Here is a 19547-nt window from a genome sequence, read left to right as displayed (position 1 = left end):
TGAGAAGAAGGAGATCCAGATGAAGAACAGATGGAACAGGGGAGTCCAGCTCCTGGGAGTGTCGGCATGCCTGGCCCTCGTCCTCGCCGCGTGTGGTGACGGGTCGATCGACAAGGCGACCGACGAGAACAAGGACGCCCAGGCCGAGTGCGGTGGCGACGGCGAGCTCAACCTGGCGGTCAACCCGTGGGTCGGGATGGCGGCCGACGCCTACGTGGTCGGCACCCTCGCCGAGCAGGAGCTCGGCTGCAAGGTCAACTACAAGGAGCTCAAGGAAGACGTCTCCTGGCAGGAGTTCAAGAGCGGCGGCGTCGACGTGGTGATCGAGGACTGGGGCCACCCGGCGTTGGAGAAGCAGTACTTCGCCGAGAAGGGCGACGGCTCGGCCGAGGACTTCGGGTCGACCGGCAACATAGGCATCATCGGCTGGTACGTGCCGCCGTGGCTCGCCAAGGAGCACCCGGACATCCTCGACTACAAGAACCTGAACAAGTACGCCGACAAGTTCAAGACCTCGGAGTCCGGCGGCAAGGGACAGTTCCTGGGGTCCGACCCGTCCTACGTCCAGTTCGACGAGGCGATCGTCGCCAACCTCGACCTCGACTTCAAGGTGGTCTTCTCCGGTGGTGAGGCGGCCAGCATCACCGCGTTCCAGAAGGCCGAGAAGAACCACGAGTGGCTGATCGGCTACTTCTACGACCCGCAGTGGTTGCTGGCCGAGATTCCGTTGGAGAAGGTCGCCCTGCCCGAGTACACCGACGGCTGCCAGGACGACCCGGCCAAGGTCGCCTGCGACTACCCGGAGACCGACCTGAAGAAGGTCGTCTCCACCAGCTGGTCCAGTGACGGCGGAGCGATGGTCGACCTCGTCAAGAACTTCACCTGGAAGAACGAGGACCAGAACCTGGTGGCCAAGTACATCGCCGACGACAAGATGTCGCCGGAGGACGCCGCCAAGAAGTGGATCAAGGAGAACCCCGACAAGGTCGATGCATGGCTGGGCCGCTGAACCAGCCCTGACCGCGTCGGACGCGCACGACAGCCCCACGGAGATCACCGTGGGGCTGTCGTGATTTCGAGGGCGATTCCCTTGACACACAAGGCGCCCGGGCGGACGCTGGTGGTGTTCCTTAATGCGCATTATGTTGCGCATTGCGCAACCGATAGGCGGATCCATGGCAGACGTTCCGAATCACGCCCGTGTCGTCGTCATCGGCGCCGGCATCGTGGGCAACAGCCTCGTGCACCACCTCGCCCGCCTGGGCTGGCGAGACATCGTGCAGATCGACAAGGGTGCGCTGCCCAACCCGGGCGGCTCGACCGGTCACGCCTCGAACTTCATCTTCCCGGTCGACCACTCCCGCGAGATCACCGACCTGACCCTCGACTCGGTGCGTCAGTACAAGGAGATGGACGTCTTCACCGAGTCGGGCGGCTACGAGATCGCTCGCACCGAGGAGCGCATGGAGGAGCTGCGTCGCCGGATGTCCAGCGCCAAGGCTTGGGGGATCGAGTCGGAGCTGGTCGGCCCGGAGCACGTGAAGGAGAAGATCCCCTTCATCGAGACCGACGAGATCCTCGGCGCCTTCTGGACGCCGTCCGTCGGTGTCGTCGACTCGCTGCGTGCCGGGACCATCATGCGTGAGAAGGCTCTCGAGCTGGGCGCCCTGACCGTAGTGCCCAACGTCGAGGTCACCGACCTGGTGGTGACCGACGGCCGGATCACGGCCGTCGAGACCTCCGGCGGCACCATCGAGACCGAGACCGTCGTGGTCGCCTGTGGCGTGTGGAGCCCGCGCATCGCGAAGATGGCCGGCGCGGCCATTCCACTCACCCCGGCAGTGCACCAGATGATCTCGGTGGGCCCGATCCCGCAGCTCGCCGAACGGCCCGGAGAGATCAGCTTCCCGATCGTGCGTGACATGGACACCTTCTGCTACGAGCGCCAGCACGGCGCCGACATGGAGGTCGGCTCCTACGCCCACCGCGCGATCCTGCACGAGCCCGACGACATCCCGTCCATCGAGCAGGCCCGCCTGTCGCCGACCGAGATGCCGTTCACCCAGGAGGACTTCGATCCCCAGCTGGAGCAGGCCTTCGACCTGATGCCCGAGGCCCTCGGCGCCGACGGTGCCGAGATCCGCTACGCGATCAACGGACTCCTCTCGCTCACCCCCGACGGGGCACCGATACTCGGAGAGACCCCCGAGGTGAAGGGCCTCTGGTCGGCCGCGGCCGTCTGGATCAAGGAGGGGCCCGGCGTCGGGCGTGCGGTCGCCGAGTGGATGACGCACGGCAGCTCCGAGATCGACGTGCACCACAGCGACATCGCCCGGTTCTACCCCCACCAGCGCACCCGCTCCCACGTGAAGGCGCGCACGTCCGAGGCGTTCATCAAGACCTACGGCATCGTGCACCCCGGCGAGCAGTGGGAGGGCGAGCGCGGCAAGCGGCTCGCGCCCATGCACGCCCAGCAGCAGGAGCAGGGCGCCCGGTTCTTCGAGACCGTCGGCTGGGAACGACCGCACTGGTACGACGGCAACGAGGGGCTCCTGGGCGAGTACGGCGACCGCGTGATGCCGCGTGAGCACGAGTGGGACAGCCGCTGGTGGTCGCCGATCATCAACGCCGAGCACCTGGCCATGCGGGAGCGCGCCGGCATCGTCGACCTGACCGCGTTCGCGATCTTCGACGTGGTCGGCCCCGGCGCCAAGGACGCCGTGCAACGCATCGTCGTCGCGCAGGCGGACGTGGCTCCCGGCAAGGTGATCTACACCCCGGTCCTCGACGAGCGGGGTGGCTTCAAGTCCGACCTGACCGTGATGCGGCTGGCCCACGACCGCTACCGGGTGGTGACCGGCGGGCTGCACGGCATGGCCGACAAGAAGTGGTTCAGCGACCACCTGGCCGGTGACGGCTCGACGGGTGCCGCGGCTGTCGTCGACCTGACCTCGGCGTACTCCACGATCGGACTCTGGGGCCCGCGGGCCCGCGACATCCTCGGCCGGCTCACCGACGACGACATCAGCGACGGCGGCTTCGGCTTCCTCAGCTGCCGCGACATCGAGGTCGGCAACCTCGGAGTGCTGGCCTCCCGCATCTCGTACGTCGGCGAGCTCGGCTGGGAGCTCTACGTCCCGATGGAGGAGGGTGCTCGCCTCTGGTCGCTTCTCCACGAAGCCGGCGAGCCCGACGGCGCGGTCCCGGTCGGGATCGGCGTCTACGGCACCACCGGCCGGATCGAGAAGGGCTACCGGGCCTTCGGCTTCGAGCTCGACGGCGAACGCACCATCGTCGAAGCCGCCATGCAACGGCCCAAGGTCAAGCAGGCCGACTTCATCGGGCGCGAGGCCTACGTGAAGCAGCGGGAGGAGGACCCGAAGACGGTGTTGTGCACGCTGACCGTCGACGACCACACGTCGTCGTCCGGCGTGAAGCGCTACATGCTGGGCGGGGAGCCGATCCTGACCCGCGACGGCGGCACCCTGACCGACGGCCACGGGCACCACCCCCATGTCACCAGCGCCGGGTCCGCCCCGAGCCTGGGCAAGCACGTGCTGATGGCCTACCTGCCGCCCGACCAGGCCTCCCTGGGCAACCGGTTGGCGGTCTCCTACATGGAGGAGCTCTACCCCGTGACGATCGAGTCGGTCGACTCCACACCGTTGCTCGACCCCGAGAACGCCCGGATCCGCTGATGGTCGACATCCTGGTCTGCGTCAAGAGGGTGCCGGACTCGTCCGGCGAGGTGCTGCTGACCCCTGACGCGCAGGCGGTCGACTCGCGCTACGTCGGCTGCACGCTGAGCGACCACGAGAACTGCGCGGTCGAACTGGCCACCCAGCTCGTGGAGGTCCACGGTGGCACCGTCAGCCTGGTCTCGGTCGGACCGCCCGAGTCGGTCGAGCAACTGCGCAGCGCCCTCTCCGTGGGTGCCTCCGCGGCCACCCTCGTCGAGACCGACCTGCGTGACTTCGGGCCTGCTGACATCGCCCACGAGATCGCCGAGGTGGTCCGGGCGCACGCCGCGCAGGGCCGCGACCACGACCTTGTGCTGCTGGGCAACGACGCCGCCGACACCGGCGACTTCCAGGTGCCGGTGCGGTTGGCACACGCACTGGGACGCCCGGTGGTCACTGGCATCAAGACCGTGGCGATCGAGGAAGGCCGGGCGACGGCGCACGGCGACTCCCCGGACGGGGGTCGGGAGACCTACGACCTGCCGCTGCCTGCAGTGGTGGCGGTCTCCGAGGGCGGTGTCTCGCCGCGCTATCCGACGATCAAGGGTCGGATGGGGGCCAAGAAGGTGGAGATCGAGATGCGTACGCCGACCCGTGCCCCGCGCGGCTCGGGCCGGGTCCGGCTGACGCTCCCGCCGCCGGCTCCCTCCACCGTCCAGGTGCTGGGCGAGGGCCCGGAGGCGGCTCCCGCGGTGGTCGACCTGTTCCAGTCCCTGGGAGTGCTCCGATGATCCTGGTCCTGATCGAGACCGGTGCCGACGGAGTCGCCGACACCTCCCTGGAGACGATCCGCTTCGCCCGCGACCTTGCCGTCGAAGGTGGCGGGGTGCCGGTCCACGGGTTGGTGGTCCCGACCTCGCTCGCTGACGGTGGCTCGAGCAGCGAGGTGACTCCCGAGGTGCTGGTCGACGAGCTGGGCAAGCACGGGATCTCCACGCTATTCGTGGCTCGTGGCGAGGGCTTCGCGTCGTACTGCGCCTCCGCCTGGGCCGCGGCGATCATCGAGGCGCGTGACCGTGCGGGTGCGGTGGTGGTCACGGCCGCCGGGACGCCGCGGGGCAACGAGGTGCTTGCCCACGTGGCCGCGCGCCTCGACGTACCCATGGCCGCGAACGCGGTGGCGTTCGACGGGCTGGCACCCCTCGTCGTGACCCGGCAGGTGGCCGGCGGTGCGGCGCTGGAGGAGATGCAGCTGACCGCGCGCCCGGCCGTGTTCACGGTGGCCGGCCACGCCGTCGAGGCCAGACCGGCCGACGCCGCCACCGAGGCAGTGGTCGAGGAGCTCGAGCCGGCGCTCGACGCCGGAGACCTCGTCGCCCGGGTGGTGTCCACCGAGCCCGGCGTCCCCGACCGGTCCGGAGACCTGAGGTCGGCGCGCGTGGTGGTGGGCGCGGGGCGTGGCGCCGGCGGACCCGACGGCTTCGGCGCGGTGAGCGAGCTCGCCGACCTCCTCGGTGGGCAGCTCGGGGTCTCCCGCGTGGTCACCAGCCTCGGCTGGCGTCCGCACCACGAGCAGGTGGGGCAGACCGGCAGCCGGATCGCCCCCGACCTCTACGTTCCCTGTGGGATCAGCGGCGCGATACAGCACTGGGCCGGGTGCGCGAGCTCGAAGACGATCCTCGCCGTCAACACCGACGCCGAGGCCCCGATGATGGCCAAGGCGACCTATGCGGTGGTGGGTGACATGCACGAGGTCGTGCCCGCGATCGTCGAGGAGATCCGGCGCCGCTCCGGCTCCTGAGACCGAATCAGCGGGCCACTCGTGGATTGCCGAGCACGTCCCGCGCCCACGAGGCCACTCCCTCTACACTCTTCACGACTCGGGGGAGGACCTGACGGATGTTCGTACGTCGACGCGCGACCGCGGCAGCACTGACGCTGGTGTGTGCAGCGACCCTGCTGGGTGCCTGCGGCGACAAGGGTGACGGCAAGGACGAGCCCGGCGACGCGAAGTCGTCGCCGACCAGCACGCCGAGCCCGTCCCGGTCCGGGTCAGGCGTTCCGGTGGCCGACCCCGACCACGCGGTCGACCCGCCCGGGCCACTCAAGGAGTCGCTCGAGATCGCCGACATCCTCGTCTACAGCACGAAGCCGCTCTCGGACGACATGATCCAGCGGATCAAGGACCTCAAGGGCGTCGAGGCCGCCGAGCAGTTCTCCCTTGCCTCGGTGCCGATCGAGAACCGTGTGGTCACGCTCGCCGCGGTCGACCCCGCCACGTTCCGCCGGTTCACGATCTCCGGCAAGCAGGACGAGATCTGGACCCGCGTCGCCGGCGGCGAGCTCGCCACCTCGCAGGCGACCGGCAAGCGGATCCAGGACAAGCAGGCCTTCGTGCGCCTCGGTGCCGACAAGGAGGCGCCGTCCGTGCACGTCGGCGCCTACACCGACCAGCCCTACGGCGTCGACCTCGTGGTCAACCAGAAGTGGGGCGAGGAGCTGAAGATGGTCGAGGGCAACGCCCTGGTGATCGCCACCGGCGCCACCTCGCCGCAGTCGGTGCGCAAGCCGATCCAGAAGATCATCGGCGACGACGACGTCTCGATCCAGATGCTCGACGCGGTCGCCCGCTACGGCCTCGACCCCGGCGCGCGACTGACCGCCGTACCCACGGGGACCTCGGTAGGTGCCGCGGTCGGGGTCTACAACTACCGGGTCATCGGTGGCCGGGTGACCCCGGACGCGGCCTGGGTGGCGGCCAACATCCGCACCGAGGAGGTGCCGATCCTGGGTCGGGTGACCTGCCACAAGGCGATGCTCCCGCAGCTGCGCGCGGCCCTCCAGGAGGTCGTCGAGCGCGACCTGGCCGACAAGGTCTACCAGACCGCGGGCTGCTACTACCCGCGCTTCATCGCCGGCACCACGTCGTTGTCCAACCACGCCTTCGGCATGGCGATCGACATCAACTCCGCCGAGAACGGCCGCGGCACGGTCGGCCAGATGGACCGCACCGTCGTCGACATCTTCAAGAAGTGGGGCTTCGGCTGGGGCGGCGACTGGAACTACACCGACCCCATGCACTTCGAGCTGAACCAGGTGCTCGAGGTCCGCTGAACCCCGGTTAGGGTCGGGTCCATGCGCGCAGTCCAGGTGGTCAGCAACGACGGTCCCGAAGCCCTTGTCGTCAACGAGGTCCCCGAGCCGAAGCCGGGCCCCGACGACGTCCTCATCGACGTGCACCGGGTCGGGATCTCCTTCCCCGACCTGCTGCTCAGCCGGGGTGAGTACCAGATGAAGCCCGAGCCGCCGTTCACGCTGGGCGTCGACTTCGCCGGCACCGTGGTCGAGGCCGCACACGGGTTCGAGGCGGGCCAGCGCGTGGTCGGCGTACTGCCCCATGGCGGCGCCAGCGAGCGCGTCGCCTGCCCGGCGATCTTCACGTTCCCGCTGCCCGACACGCTCTCGTTCGACGAGGGTGCCGCGCTGCCGATGAACTACCTCACCGCCCACTTCGCGCTCGACGTACGCGGGAACCTGCGCGAGAGCGAGACCGTGCTCGTGCACGGCGCGGCCGGCGGCGTCGGCACCGCCACCCTCCAACTGGCCAAGGCGTACGGCGCCCGCACGATCGCCGTCGTCTCGACCGACGAGAAGGCCGAGATCGCCCGGCAGGCCGGGGCCGACGAGGTGATCCGCCCCGAGGGCTTCAAGGACGAGGTCGCGCGACTCACCGACGGCAAGGGCGTGGACATCGTCCTCGACGTGGTGGGCGGCGACCTGTTCACCGACTCGCTGCGCTCCCTGGCCCCACTGGGCCGCCTGCTGGTGGTCGGCTTCGCGGCCGGGCAGGGCATCCCCGAGGTGAAGGTCAACCGGCTCCTGCTCAACAACATCGACGTCCGGGGCGTCGGGTGGGGCGCCTACGCGATGGTGCGCCCCGGCTACATGCAGGAGCAGTGGACGGCGATCATGCCGTTCCTCGAGTCGGGGGCGGTCAAGCCGCCGATCGGCAGGGTCTACCCGATCGAGGAGTTCGGGCAGGCCCTGGTCGACATGGACGAGCGCCGCACGCTCGGCAAGTCGGTCGTCGTCCTCCAGGACAAGTAGACCTACTCGCGAGTTCGGCCCCAACGGGTGATTCCCGCACGCACACCCCTCAGTTAGTGTCGTCGCCGTGAGCATTCTCGATGACGCCCGCGAGGGCATGAACCCCGACATCCGCCCGCAGGACGACCTCTTCGGTCACGTCAACGGGCGCTGGCTGGACGAGGCCGAGATCCCGAGCGACCGGTCGAGCTGGGGGCCGTTCGTGCAGCTGGCCGACGTGGCCGAGGAGCAGGTGCGCGAGATCATCCAGGACTTCGCCGCGACGCAGCGCGACACGCTGTCCGAGAACGGCGCGAAGATCGCCGCCCTCTACGCCTCCTTCATGGACACCGACACGGTGAACCGCCGAGGGCTGACACCGGCCGAACCGCTGCTCAACGCCGCCTCCGCCCTGCGCGACGTACGCGACCTGGCTGCGTTCATCGGTGAGTTCGAGCGCCTCGGCGGCGCGGGCCTGTTCGGCTCGTTCGTCGACACCGACGACCGCAACTCCGACCGCTACCTCTTCAACATCGGCCAGGGCGGCCTCGGCCTGCCCGACGAGTCCTACTACCGCGACGAGAAGTTCGCCGAGATCCGCGAGAAGTACGTCGGCTACCTCGAGCGCCTCTTCACCCTCGGCGGCATCGCCGACCCGGCGGGCGCGGCCCGTGCCGTGCTCGACGTCGACACCCGCCTCGCCAAGGGCCACTGGGAGCGCGCCGAGACCCGCGACGTGCAGAAGACCTACAACCTCACGACGTACGACGAGCTGCAGGCGCTGGCCCCCAACTTCGACTGGAAGGCCTACGCCACCAACCTCGGTGGCAACGAGCAGACGCTGGCCGAGACCTGCGTGCGCCAGCCGTCCTACCTGCAGCACCTCTCGACGGTGCTCGAGGAGGTGCCGATCGAGCAGTGGCGCGCGTGGATGCTCAGCCGGGTGCTGCGCTCGGCCGCGCCCTACCTCCCCGACGAGTTCGTCGAGGCCAACTTCGACTTCTACGGCCGCACCCTCAACGGCACCCCCGAGCTGCGCGAGCGCTGGAAGCGGGCGGTGGCCTTCGTCGAGGGCGCCATCGGCGAGGCGGTCGGCGAGGAGTACGTCGCCCGGCACTTCCCGCCGCGTTCGAAGGAGCTGATGGACGAGCTGGTCGAGAACCTGCTCAAGGCCTACCGAGTCTCCATCGAGGCGCTCGACTGGATGACCGAGGAGACCAAGCAGCGGGCCTACGAGAAGCTCGACACCTTCCGCCCCAAGATCGGCTACCCCGAGAAGTTCCGTGACTACTCCGGCCTGCTGGTCACCTCCGACGACCTGATCGGCAACGTGGCGGCCTCGGCGGCGTTCGAGACCGACCGCCAGCTGGCGAAGATCGGTGCGCCGGTCGACCGCGACGAGTGGTTCATGCTGCCGCAGACCGTCAACGCCTACTACAACCCCGGCACCAACGAGATCTGCTTCCCCGCGGGCATCCTGCAGAAGCCGTTCTTCAGCCCCGACGCCGACCCGGCGGAGAACTACGGCGGCATCGGCTCGGTGATCGGTCACGAGATCGGCCACGGCTTCGACGACCAGGGCGCACAGTACGACGGCGCCGGCAACCTCAACGACTGGTGGACGCCCGACGACAAGTCCGCCTTCGAGGTGAAGAGCAAGGCCCTGATCGCGCAGTACGACGGATTCTCCCCGCGCAACCTCCCGGGCGAGAAGGTCAACGGCGCCCTGACCGTCGGCGAGAACATCGGCGACCTCGGCGGCCTGACCATCGGCCACAAGGCCTACCAGATCTCGCTCGGTGCGCCGGTCGAGGGAGCGCCCGCCGACGCCAGCGGCTCGCAGCGGCTCTTCATGAACTGGGCCTACTGCTGGCGCACGAAGCGTCGCACCGAGCAGGAGCAGCAGTACCTCACCATCGACCCGCACAGCCCGCCGGAGTTCCGCGCCAACATCGTGCGCAACCTCGACGAGTTCCACGTGTCGTTCGGCACCAGCGAGGGCGACGGGCTCTGGCTCGACCCCTCGCAGCGCGTGCGCATCTGGTGAACACGGAGTTCGATCCGGAGCACGGCCAGTCGGCGTACCCGGTCCGGTTCGACTGGGGGCCGACCGGCGCTGAGGCGACGATCGGCCCGGCCGGGGCGGCGTACGCCGTGGTGGTCGACGTGCTGTCGTTCACCACGACGGTGACCGTGGCCGTGGAGCAGGGCATCGAGGTGTTCCCTCATCCGTGGCGTGACGCCCGCGCCAAGGAGCTGGCGATGCGGCTGGGCGCCACCCTGGCCGTGGGTCGCTTCGAGGCTCTCGCCCTCGAGGGTCGGCACGTGTCGCTGTCGCCGGCGTCGCTGTTGCAGAGCCACGACATCACCAGGCTGGTGCTGCCCAGTCCGAACGGCTCGACGATCAGCTTCGGCCTGGCCGACTCCGGCTGCACCGTGCTGGCGGCCAGCCTGCGCAACCGTCGCGCGGTCGCTGCACACCTGGCCACCAGGCTCTGGGCGCCGTCGGCGGTCGGCCACGCCCCGAGCCTGACCGTCATCGCCGGCGGGGAGCGGTGGCCCGACGACTCACTGCGGCCCTGCGCCGAGGACCTGTGGGGTTCCGGCGCCGTGCTGGCCGCCCTGGTCGACCTGGGTGTCGAGGGACTCTCGCCGGAGGCCCGGGTCGCCGAGCAGGCGTTCCGCGCGGTCGAGCCCGAGCTGGTCGGGGAGGTCGCCGCGTGCGCCGGCGGGCGCGAGCTGGCGGCCAAGGGCTTCGCCGACGACGTCGAGGTGGCCTCTCAGCTCGACGTGAGCGACGTCGTGCCGGTGCTCACCGACGGCTGCTTCGCCTCCGTCGACTGAGCTCGCCCGGATCAGCAGCTGTAGCGACGCTCCACGTCTCCCCGGCACCGGTCGGTGCCCGCGCCACCTCGGCCGATGTCGAACCCCTGGTCGACAATCTCCCGCAGCACGTCGTTGCCCTCGCCCCCGAACATGAGGTCGTCACCCTGGCCGCCGAGGAACTCGTCGTTGCCGTCCTGGCCGTAGAGCAGGTCGTCGCCGGACCCGCCCTGGAGCTCGTCGTGGCCCCGGCCGGTGCTGATCACGTCGACCCCGTTGCCGCCGTCGACGTACTGCCAACCGGCGCCGGTCTGGACCCGGTCCCGGCCGCCGCCGGCGCTGATGACGGCCGAGTCCGGAGCCGTCATCGTCAGGAGGTCGTTCCCGTAGCCGAGGTCGAACTCGGCGTAGTCGGTGACGACCCCGCGACGGTGGAAGGAGACCTTGTCGTTGCCCGTGCCGGACCTGACCAGGTGGGAGCCACAGATGCGGTCAGCGCCCCCGAGGCTCGACACGCTGGCGTGTCCGAGCACCACGATGACGTCGGCGCCCGCTGTGCCCCGCACGAAGGATCCGGTGCGCGACACGATGGTGGCCGGCTTGCCGAAGCAGGTCGGCGGCGCGGTGACGGCACGGGTCGAGGGGTTCGCGGCAGGTGCCGAGGCCAAGGCAGGTGCCCCCACGGCGATCAGCGGTGCGGTGGCGGCGAGGAGCGCGAGAGTCCGGAGCGAACGCATGGAGGGACCTTCCGTAGGCGCGGACAGCCCCCGTGACTGCCCTACACACACCTAGACACCCCACGCGGTCAAAACGTTGCGGCGGAGCGAACGATTTCTCCGGGCGTTGCTCCGGCACGGGCACCGATTCAGGCGCCGACGAGCTCGTCGTGCCCCGTGGGAACCCGCGGTGCGAGGTCGACGTGCAGGTCGCGGCCACGGGTCTCGGGTAGGAAGTGCGCGCAGGCCAGGCTGAACAGCGCGATGGCGGCGTTGTACGTCGCCACGAGCCAGAGCGTCCCGTCGGAGAGAGAGACGAGCCAGGCCGCGATGAGGGGCGTGAACCCCGACGCCACGATCCCGGAGATCTGGTAGAGCGTGCTGAGCGCCGAGTAGCGGTAGCGGGTGTCGAACAGCTCGCTCCAGAAGGCGGCCAACGGTCCGTAGATCACGCCGTACAGCACGCCGAGGCCGCCGATGAACGTCGCCGCGACCGCGACGGTGTTGCCGGTCTGCAGCAGCCAGGCGGCGGGGAAGGCGAAGAGCAGGGCGGCGACGGTGCCGGTGTTGTAGACACGTTTGCGGCCGAACCGGTCGCTGAGGTGGCCGGAGAAGACGGTCAGCGCCACGCCGAGCAGGGCACCGACCATGATCGCGTTCAGCACGGTCGACTTGGGCACGCCGACCTCCTTGACCGCGTAGGCCAGCAGGTAGACCGAGAACAGGTTGAACGTGAAGCCCTCGATGAAGCGGGTGCCCATGCCGAGCAGGAGGTGTCGCGGTTGGCGGCGGACCAGCTCGGTCACCGGCATCGCGGAGAGCTCCTTCTCCTCCTGCACCTTCTGGAAGGCCGGGGTCTCGATGACGCTCATCCGGATCCAGGTGCCGATGCCGAGCAGCAGGATGCTGAGCAGGAAGCAGGCCCGCCAGCCCCACGACAGGAACGCCTCGTCGGGCAGCTGGCTGGCGATCGCGAAGGCGCCCGAGGCGAGGAACAGCCCGCCCGGGACTCCGATGTGCGCGAAGCTGCCGAAGAACCCGCGCTTCTCGGGCGGGGCGAACTCGACGGCGAGCAGCACGGCGCCGCCGTACTCGCCGCCGACGCCGATGCCCTGGAGCACGCGGAGCACGACGAGCAGGATCGGTGCCCACACGCCGATCGAGTCGTAGGTGGGCAGCAGGCCGATCGCGGCGGTGCCGACGCCCATGATGACCAGCGTCCAGATCAGCATCGTCTTGCGCCCGATGCGGTCACCGAAGTGGCCGAAGATGACGCCGCCGAGCGGACGTGCGAGGAACCCCACGGCGAACGTGCCGAAGGCGGCGAACTGGGCCGTCGGCCCGCTCAGGCCGTTGAAGAAGAGCTTGTCGAAGACCAGCCCGGCGGCGGTGCCGTAGAGGAAGAAGTCGTACCACTCGATCGTCGCGCCGACCGCCGAGGCGACCGCGACCTTCCGTGGGGAGGCTGCGGTGGGTGCCATGTGCTCACTCCTGAAGATAGTCAATAAAGATCATTGACTTAACAGAGTAAGGGGTGAACGTGAGTCTGAGGAGTGGACCCGCGCGGCGTGGACATGGACGATCCCTGTAGGAATGGGGCATGGCTACCACTGCTTTCAAGGGATCCCCCGTCAACACTGTCGGCGAACTGCCCGCCGTAGGCGCCGGCGCCCCGGCGTTCGACCTGGTGGGTGAGGGCCTCTCCTCGCTCGCCTCGTCCGACGTCCAGGGCCGCACCGTCCTCAACATCTTCCCCAGCATCGACACCGGCATCTGCGCCGCGAGCGTGCGCAAGTTCAACGAGCTCGCCGCAGGCCTCGAGAACACCACCGTCGTCAACGTCTCCAAGGACCTGCCGTTCGCCCAGGCCCGCTTCTGCGGCGCCGAGGGCATCGAGAACGTCAAGGTCGGCTCCGCCTTCCGCTCCTCCTTCGGCGAGGACTTCGGCGTGACCATGGCCGACGGCCCGATGGCCGGCCTGCTGGCCCGCTCGGTCGTCGTCCTCGACGCCGACGGCCAGGTCGTGCACAGCGAGCTCGTCCCCGAGATCACCACCGAGCCCGACTACGACGCCGCGATCGCAGCGCTGGCCTGACCCGACTCCTTCTCTCCGAGCCCCGGTCGCCCGACCGGGGCTCGGCGCATTTCCCGCGGGGCCCATCCAATGAGCGGTCGGCGCCGAATGACCACTGCCCGCCGAATCGGACAAGGAGTCCCGCATGCCCTCCCCGCACACCCTCTCTGACTTCAACGCCAGGTTGCTCGACGGCACCGACCAGCCGCTGAGCGCGTACGCCGGCAAGGTCGCCCTGATCGTCAACACCGCCTCACAGTGCGGCTTCACCCCGCAGTACAAGGGGCTCGAGGAGCTGCACGAGGCGTACGCCGACCAAGGCCTGGCCGTGCTCGGCTTCCCCTGCAACCAGTTCGGCGGCCAGGAGCCCGGAGACGCGGAGGCGATCGGCAGCTTCTGCGAGCGGAACTTCGGGGTCACCTTCCCGATCTTCGAGAAGGTCGAGGTCAACGGCGACGACGCACACCCGCTCTACCAGTGGCTGCGCGCGGAGAAGCCCGGCGCGCTGGGCAGGAAGATCCGGTGGAACTTCACCAAGTTCCTGGTCGGCAAGGACGGCACCGTGATCAAGCGTTACGGGTCGACCACCAAGCCGGAGAAGATCAGCGCCGACATCGAGAAGGCGCTGGCCGCCTGAGCCCGGCCGCCTGACCCTGTGGACGGCGGTCACGGACTGTCCGGGGCCGCTGGTAGACATGCGGACATGACTTCCCCCGATGTCGAGACCGCCGCCCCCGACGACGTACGCCGCTCTGCGCGCGCCGACGCCGAACGCCACCTCAAGGCGCTGGTGGGCAGCGACGACGCGGAGCTGCGCGACGACCAGTGGACGGCCATCGAGGCGCTCGCCGTCGACAAGCGGCGAGCCCTGGTCGTGCAGAAGACCGGGTGGGGCAAGTCCGCGGTCTACTTCGTGGCCACCGCGCTGCTGCGTGCCCAGGGAGCGGGGCCGACCGTGATCGTCTCGCCGCTGCTCGCCCTGATGCGCAACCAGATCGCCGCCGCCGAGCGCGCCGGCATCCACGCGGTGACGATCAACTCGACCAACAACGAGGACTGGACGCGCATCGAGACGGCGATCAACGCCGGCGAGGTCGACGTGCTGCTGGTGTCGCCCGAGCGGCTCAACAACCCGTCGTTCCGCGACAACGTGCTGCCCCGGCTGGCCGCGACCACCGGCCTGCTGGTGGTCGACGAGGCGCACTGCATCTCCGACTGGGGCCACGACTTCCGGCCCGACTACCGGCGCATCCGCACCATGCTCTCCGACCTGCGCCCGGGCATCCCGGTGCTGGCCACCACGGCGACGGCCAACGAGCGGGTCACGCTCGACGTGTCCGAGCAGCTGGCGGTCAGCGAGGGCGAGCCTTCGGGGCCGGGCGTGCTCGTGCAGCGCGGCTCGCTCGACCGTGAGTCCCTGCATCTCGCGGTGGTGAGGCTCAGGACCGCCGAGCAGCGCCTGGGCTGGCTGGCCGACCACCTCGGCTCGCTCACCGGCTCCGGCATCATCTACTGCCTCACCGTCGCCCAGACCCAGGAGATCGCGGCGTTCCTGCGGGCCCGCGGCCACACCGTCGCGGCGTACTCCGGGCAGACCGAGACCACCGAGCGCGAGGCGCTTGAAGCCGACCTCGCCGCCGGGCGGGTCAAGGCGCTGATCGCCACCAGCGCGCTCGGCATGGGCTTCGACGCCACGCTCGGCTTCGTGATCAACGTCGGCGCGCCCTCGTCACCGGTGGCCTACTACCAGCAGGTCGGCCGTGCCGGACGCGGCACGCCGCGGGCCGACGTCGTGCTGCTGCCCGCCCTCGAAGACCGCGACATCTGGAAGTACTTCGCCTCCCTCGCCTTCCCGCCCGAGCCGCAGGTGCGGCAGGTGCTCTCCGCCCTCGAGGGCTCCGAGAAGCCGCTCGGCACCCCGGCCCTCGAGACGTACGTCGACCTGGGCCGCTCGCGCCTCGAGATGATGCTGAAGGTGCTCGACGTCGACGGTGCCGTGCAGCGGGTCCAGGGCGGGTGGGTGTCCACCGGCCAGGCGTGGAGCTACGACCAGGAGCGCTACGACCGGGTCAAGGCCGCGCGTGATCGCGAGCAGCAGGCGATGCTCGACTACATCTCCTCGACCGAGTGCCGCATGACGTTCCTGCGCAGCCAGCTCGACGACGAGGTCGGCTCTCCGTGCGGGCGGTGCGACAACTGTGGCGGCGTCTCCTTCGACTCCGAGGTGTCCGACGCCTCGCTCGACGAGGCGCGCACCCAGCTCACCAGGCCCGGTGTCGAGATCGCGCCCCGCAAGATGTGGCCGACAGCCCTGGCCAACCTCGGCATCGAGCTCAAGGGCAAGATCGCCGACGCCTCGTCGACCGGACGCGCGGTGGCCCGGCTGACCGACCTCGGCTACGGGCAGGCCCTGCGCGACCTGTTCCGTGACGACGCCGAGGACGGCCCGGTGCCCGTGCCCCTGGTCAAGGCCGTCATCGAGGTCCTCGGCGACTGGCGGCCGCAGGTCGCGGGCATCGTCTTCGTCGAGTCCCAGCGCAAGGCAGCGCTCACCGCCGACTTCGCCGACGGGCTCTCCCGGTTCCTCCAGGTGCCGGTCGTAGGCCGCTTCGCGATCGTCGACCCGTCGGTCGAGCCCGGGCACGGGTCCGCCAACTCCGCCCAGCGGGTGGCCGCCGTGCTGCGGCGCTACGCGCTGCAGGGCGAGATCCCGGCCGGTCCGATCCTGTTGCTCGACGACCTGGTCGGCACTGGCTGGACGATGACCATCGCGGCCCGTGCGCTCAGGCAGGCCGGCGCGACCGACGTACACCCGCTGGCCCTGGGCACGCAGGCCTGATCCACCCGGTCGGCAGGCGCTCGCGAACTTTTCCCGGACTGTCGGCGTCACCTCCTGTGTGTCCGGAACCCCGGACGCACACCGGGAGCTGACGCTCCGTCTCGGGAAGGAACCCCATGTCGACGTACGACGCACTCGCCAGCACCGTGGACGACATCGTGACGCAGGCGATCCTCGCCGAAATGCGCCTTGCCACCAAGTTCCCGAACAACTGGTTGGCCGACGATCAGGAGAACCCGACACGCGTCACGTACACCTTCGCGGCGCGACCCGCACTCGGATGCCAGGTCGAGTTCGACTGGTCGACCGGCGCGGTGATCCGCACGTCTCACGACAACGGCGTGACGCCCCCTCTCGACCCGTCGGGCACCTTCCTGGCCTGGAAGTCGAAGTGGGAGACCGCGATCCCACCCCTGTTCGACAAGTACCTGGGCATGCCCTACCCCGAACACTTCGCACGGGAGTCGTCCGACCTGGACCTGACCGGCACCACGCTCAACGGTGGCGGCTTCAAGATCGGTGACACCAGGTTCGAGGGCACCAACCTCGACTACCACCTGTGGCAGGTGGGCAGTGAGAGCGGCAAGATGCTCGGCTGGTCGGGTGCGGCGGCGACCGCGTTCCGCGACAAGTACCTCAAGACCTGGCCCGCCAACCTCTCCAACCAGTTCGCTGCCCTGGCCATGCTCAAGGGCAACATCGAGCGTGAGAAGGCGATGTGGACCAAGGCGCGGGAGCAGATCGCCCTGACCGCCGACCACGCCGTGTCCGCGATGAAGGGTGCCGACGGCCCGGAGCCCGACGACAAGGTCGCGCTTGCGATCTTCGCCGCCGCGGCAGGTGTGGTCGGCGTGGCCATCCCTGTCGCCGGGCAGGTGGCCCTGGCCGCCGCCGTCGGGAGCCTCGCCGTCGCAGATTCCATGAAGGGTGAGAAGAAGCAGGCGAAGGAGATGAGCTTCGGTGCCGAGACCCCCGACGCGGTCTTCTCCAAGCTCGACGCAGGGTTGACCACCTTCGAGAACGAGATCTGGGACGCCGAACACGCGATCCACACCGACCTCAAGGCGCTCCAGGACAAGCTCCACGTGCGCACCGCCTTCATCGGCACGGGTGCCGATGCCCTGCTCGGATCGACCGACCCCTACGACGTGGGCGTGCGGGGTGACCAGTTCGAGGTCTCGGAGATCAAGGACCTGCGCTCGTTCGCCCAGACCTGCATCGACGCCGCCGGCGATGCCCGCACTGCCTCGAGCGCCTGCGCGATCAACTCACCCTCGGCCACCCGCAACCGCGTCGCCGGGCTGGGCTACGGCTACACCGGGGCCGCCGACCAGTACGCCAACTGCGTGACGATGCTCCAGGACATCATCGGCGACAACGGCATCATCATCGGGGACGCAGGGGTGCAGCTCGACGCGGCCGCCAACGCCTACTCCGACGCCGACCAGGACTCCGAGAACAAGATGCGCAACCACTCGGCCGAACTCGTCGACATGCGCAAGGACGACGGCAGCATGCCGGCGCCGCCGCCTCCGCCGCCGGTGCACCGGGGGCCGGGCCACGAGGTGCCGGTCTGAGGCCTGCAGCCGACCTGTCCAGCCGAAATGCGGCAAAGGATGCGATCCGCAGTCACCAGGTGAGTGCGGATCGCATCCTTGTCAGTGCAGCGTGAGCCCAGACCTCAGTGGCCGACCATCGCCGTCGGGTCGACCGGCTTCTCCGGGGGCTTGCGGGGCAGGAAGAACGACGGGATCAGCACGCAGCCGACCAGGACCGTGCCGACGATGAAGACAGTCGCGAACGCGGACGCCAGGTCGGGCAGTGCGTCAGGAGCAATGGCGTCGAGCTGCGCCTTCAGCTGGGTGGCCTTCTCTCCTGAGGCCTGAGAGAGCTTGGACCTGAGGAACACGTACATCCCGGCGTCTCGGCTGCCCTTGATCTCGTTGGTCAGGATCACCGAGAAGAGCGCCGTACCGATCGAGGCAGCGACCTGCTGGGTGATGTTCATCAGCGTCGAACCACGGGCGATGTTGTGGTCGGTCAACGTGGCCAGCGCTGAGCTCATGATCGGCATCATCGTGGAGCCCATGCCGAGGCCCATCACGAACAGCGAGCCGAGGATGTAGGCGTACGACGTGTCGTCGTCGAGCTGGGTGAACATCGCCATGCCGATCGTGACCAGCGTGATGCCGACCATGACGACCTTGCCGGGACCGCGCTTGTCGGCCATGAACCCGGCGATCGGCATGGTGATCATCGCGCCGATGCCCTGGGGGGCCAGCAGCAGCCCGGCACCCAGCGCGGTCTCGTCACGCACCTGCTGGAAGTAGAGCGGGAACAGCAGGCTGGCGCCGAAGAAGGCGATCGCGAAGAGCGCCATGGCGACCACGGCGATCGTCATCTGCACGTTCTGGAAGAGCCGCAGCTCGACCAGCGGGTGGATGTTGCGCCTGTTCAGCGCCCACGGCACGAACGCGATGATCAGCACGGCGCCGATTCCGGCGGGGATGAGCACCTCGCGGTCCCACATGGTGCCCGCCTCGGGGATCGACGAGACGCCGTACAGGAAGGCGGCCAGACCGGGGGAGAGCAGGATCATGCCCAGCCAGTCGAAGGTCTCCGACGGCTCGACGTTGTCCTTCGGCAGCACGATCTGGGCGTAGACGAACGCGAGGATGCCCAACGGCAGGTTGATCAGGAAGATCCAGTGCCACGAGGCCTTGTCGATCAGGAGCCCACCGAGGATCGGGCCGAAGATCGGTCCGAGGAGCATCGGGATGCCGAGGACGGCCATCACGCGGCCGACGCGGTGCGGGCCGGCGGCGCGGGTCAGGATCGTCATGCCCAGCGGCATCAGCATGCCGCCGCCGAGGCCCTGGAGGACGCGGTAGAGCACGAGGGTGTTGAGGTCGCCTGCGGTCGCGCAGAGCACGGACCCGGCGGTGAACAGGGTCACCGCGATCAGGTAGAGGCGCTTGGTTCCGAAGCGGTCGGCTGCCCAGCCGGTCAACGGGATCACCGAGGCCAGGGCGAGGGTGTAGCCGGTCATGGTCCAGGCAACCTCGGCCGAGGTGGCGTCGAAGTCGTTCTGGAACGTCTCGAGTGCGACAGAGACGACCGTGATGTCGAGGATGGACATGATCGCGCCGAGCACGACCACGCCCGCCACCATCAGGACCTTCTTGTCGAGCTTGTCGTCTTGAGGAGCGGCGGTGGGCTCCGGGATGGTTGTAGACACCCAAGAAGAATACGGAAGCGCTCAGGTCCGGCGCACCCTACTTTTGTCTGTCCGGGGGCGTGACCTCACTCACCTCCCACGGAGAACATTC

The 19547-nt window shown here is 69.2% G+C and carries 15 protein-coding genes; 12 read left to right on the top strand and 3 right to left on the bottom strand.

Annotated elements, in window-relative coordinates; translation table 11 throughout:
* The first annotated feature begins 19 nt into the window (after window positions 1-19).
* The 8 genes from ASH02_RS01025 (at window position 20) to ASH02_RS00990 (ending at window position 10610) form a co-directional block, all read left to right on the top strand.
* Entirely contained in the window at window positions 20-1009 is a 990-nt protein-coding gene (locus ASH02_RS01025) for an ABC transporter substrate-binding protein (RefSeq protein WP_056684356.1), read from the top strand.
* 166 nt (window positions 1010-1175) lie between these two features.
* Window positions 1176-3698 (top strand): GcvT family protein, encoded by a 2523-nt coding sequence (locus ASH02_RS01020; protein ID WP_057294119.1) that lies wholly within the window; start codon window positions 1176-1178, stop codon window positions 3696-3698.
* On the top strand, window positions 3698-4471 hold the full coding sequence (locus ASH02_RS01015) for an electron transfer flavoprotein subunit beta/FixA family protein (protein WP_057294118.1): 774 nt from the start codon (window positions 3698-3700) through the stop codon (window positions 4469-4471). The genes ASH02_RS01020 and ASH02_RS01015 overlap by 1 nt, the downstream gene beginning before the upstream one ends.
* Window positions 4468-5481, top strand: a complete 1014-nt coding sequence (locus ASH02_RS01010) for an electron transfer flavoprotein subunit alpha/FixB family protein (protein ID WP_057294117.1) — start codon at window positions 4468-4470, stop codon at window positions 5479-5481. The genes ASH02_RS01015 and ASH02_RS01010 overlap by 4 nt, the downstream gene beginning before the upstream one ends.
* A gap of 98 nt (window positions 5482-5579) precedes the next feature.
* Window positions 5580-6794, top strand: coding sequence for a M15 family metallopeptidase (locus ASH02_RS01005; protein WP_056684368.1), 1215 nt, complete (start codon window positions 5580-5582; stop codon window positions 6792-6794).
* A 21-nt stretch (window positions 6795-6815) separates the two neighbouring features.
* Window positions 6816-7787: an NADPH:quinone oxidoreductase family protein gene (locus ASH02_RS01000; protein WP_056684370.1), complete on the top strand. Its 972-nt coding sequence runs from the start codon at window positions 6816-6818 to the stop codon at window positions 7785-7787.
* 67 nt (window positions 7788-7854) lie between these two features.
* Complete coding sequence (locus tag ASH02_RS00995) at window positions 7855-9813, top strand: M13 family metallopeptidase (protein ID WP_056684373.1); 1959 nt, start codon at window positions 7855-7857, stop codon at window positions 9811-9813.
* Window positions 9810-10610 (top strand): 2-phosphosulfolactate phosphatase, encoded by an 801-nt coding sequence (locus ASH02_RS00990; protein ID WP_057294116.1) that lies wholly within the window; start codon window positions 9810-9812, stop codon window positions 10608-10610. The genes ASH02_RS00995 and ASH02_RS00990 overlap by 4 nt, the downstream gene beginning before the upstream one ends.
* Window positions 10611-10621: 11 nt before the next feature.
* Here ASH02_RS00990 and ASH02_RS00985 read toward each other — a convergent pair whose 3' ends face one another.
* Together ASH02_RS00985 and ASH02_RS00980 are read right to left on the bottom strand one after the other, a co-directional pair.
* Window positions 10622-11326, bottom strand: a complete 705-nt coding sequence (locus ASH02_RS00985; protein ID WP_056890485.1) for a calcium-binding protein — start codon at window positions 11324-11326, stop codon at window positions 10622-10624.
* 128 nt (window positions 11327-11454) lie between these two features.
* Window positions 11455-12786, bottom strand: coding sequence for an MFS transporter (locus ASH02_RS00980; protein WP_057294115.1), 1332 nt, complete (start codon window positions 12784-12786; stop codon window positions 11455-11457).
* Between the two features lie 119 nt (window positions 12787-12905).
* On the opposite strand from ASH02_RS00980, the gene tpx reads away from it, so the two are divergent.
* The 4 genes from tpx (at window position 12906) to ASH02_RS00960 (ending at window position 17795) form a co-directional block, all read left to right on the top strand.
* Window positions 12906-13400: a thiol peroxidase gene (gene tpx / locus ASH02_RS00975; protein ID WP_056684386.1), complete on the top strand. Its 495-nt coding sequence runs from the start codon at window positions 12906-12908 to the stop codon at window positions 13398-13400.
* Between the two features lie 124 nt (window positions 13401-13524).
* Complete coding sequence (locus tag ASH02_RS00970; protein WP_056890483.1) at window positions 13525-14016, top strand: glutathione peroxidase; 492 nt, start codon at window positions 13525-13527, stop codon at window positions 14014-14016.
* A gap of 66 nt (window positions 14017-14082) precedes the next feature.
* Complete coding sequence (locus ASH02_RS00965; protein WP_056890482.1) at window positions 14083-16218, top strand: RecQ family ATP-dependent DNA helicase; 2136 nt, start codon at window positions 14083-14085, stop codon at window positions 16216-16218.
* A gap of 116 nt (window positions 16219-16334) precedes the next feature.
* Window positions 16335-17795, top strand: a complete 1461-nt coding sequence (locus ASH02_RS00960; protein ID WP_057294114.1) for a hypothetical protein — start codon at window positions 16335-16337, stop codon at window positions 17793-17795.
* Between the two features lie 104 nt (window positions 17796-17899).
* Here ASH02_RS00960 and ASH02_RS00955 read toward each other — a convergent pair whose 3' ends face one another.
* Entirely contained in the window at window positions 17900-19456 is a 1557-nt protein-coding gene (locus ASH02_RS00955; protein WP_056684396.1) for a DHA2 family efflux MFS transporter permease subunit, read from the bottom strand.
* Between the last annotated feature and the right edge of the window lie 91 nt (window positions 19457-19547).

This window comes from Nocardioides sp. Soil796, from assembly GCF_001429525.1.
GTDB lineage: Bacteria > Actinomycetota > Actinomycetes > Propionibacteriales > Nocardioidaceae > Nocardioides.
Note: the sequence above shows the minus strand (reverse complement) of the source record. Positions and strands in the feature narration are given on the sequence as shown.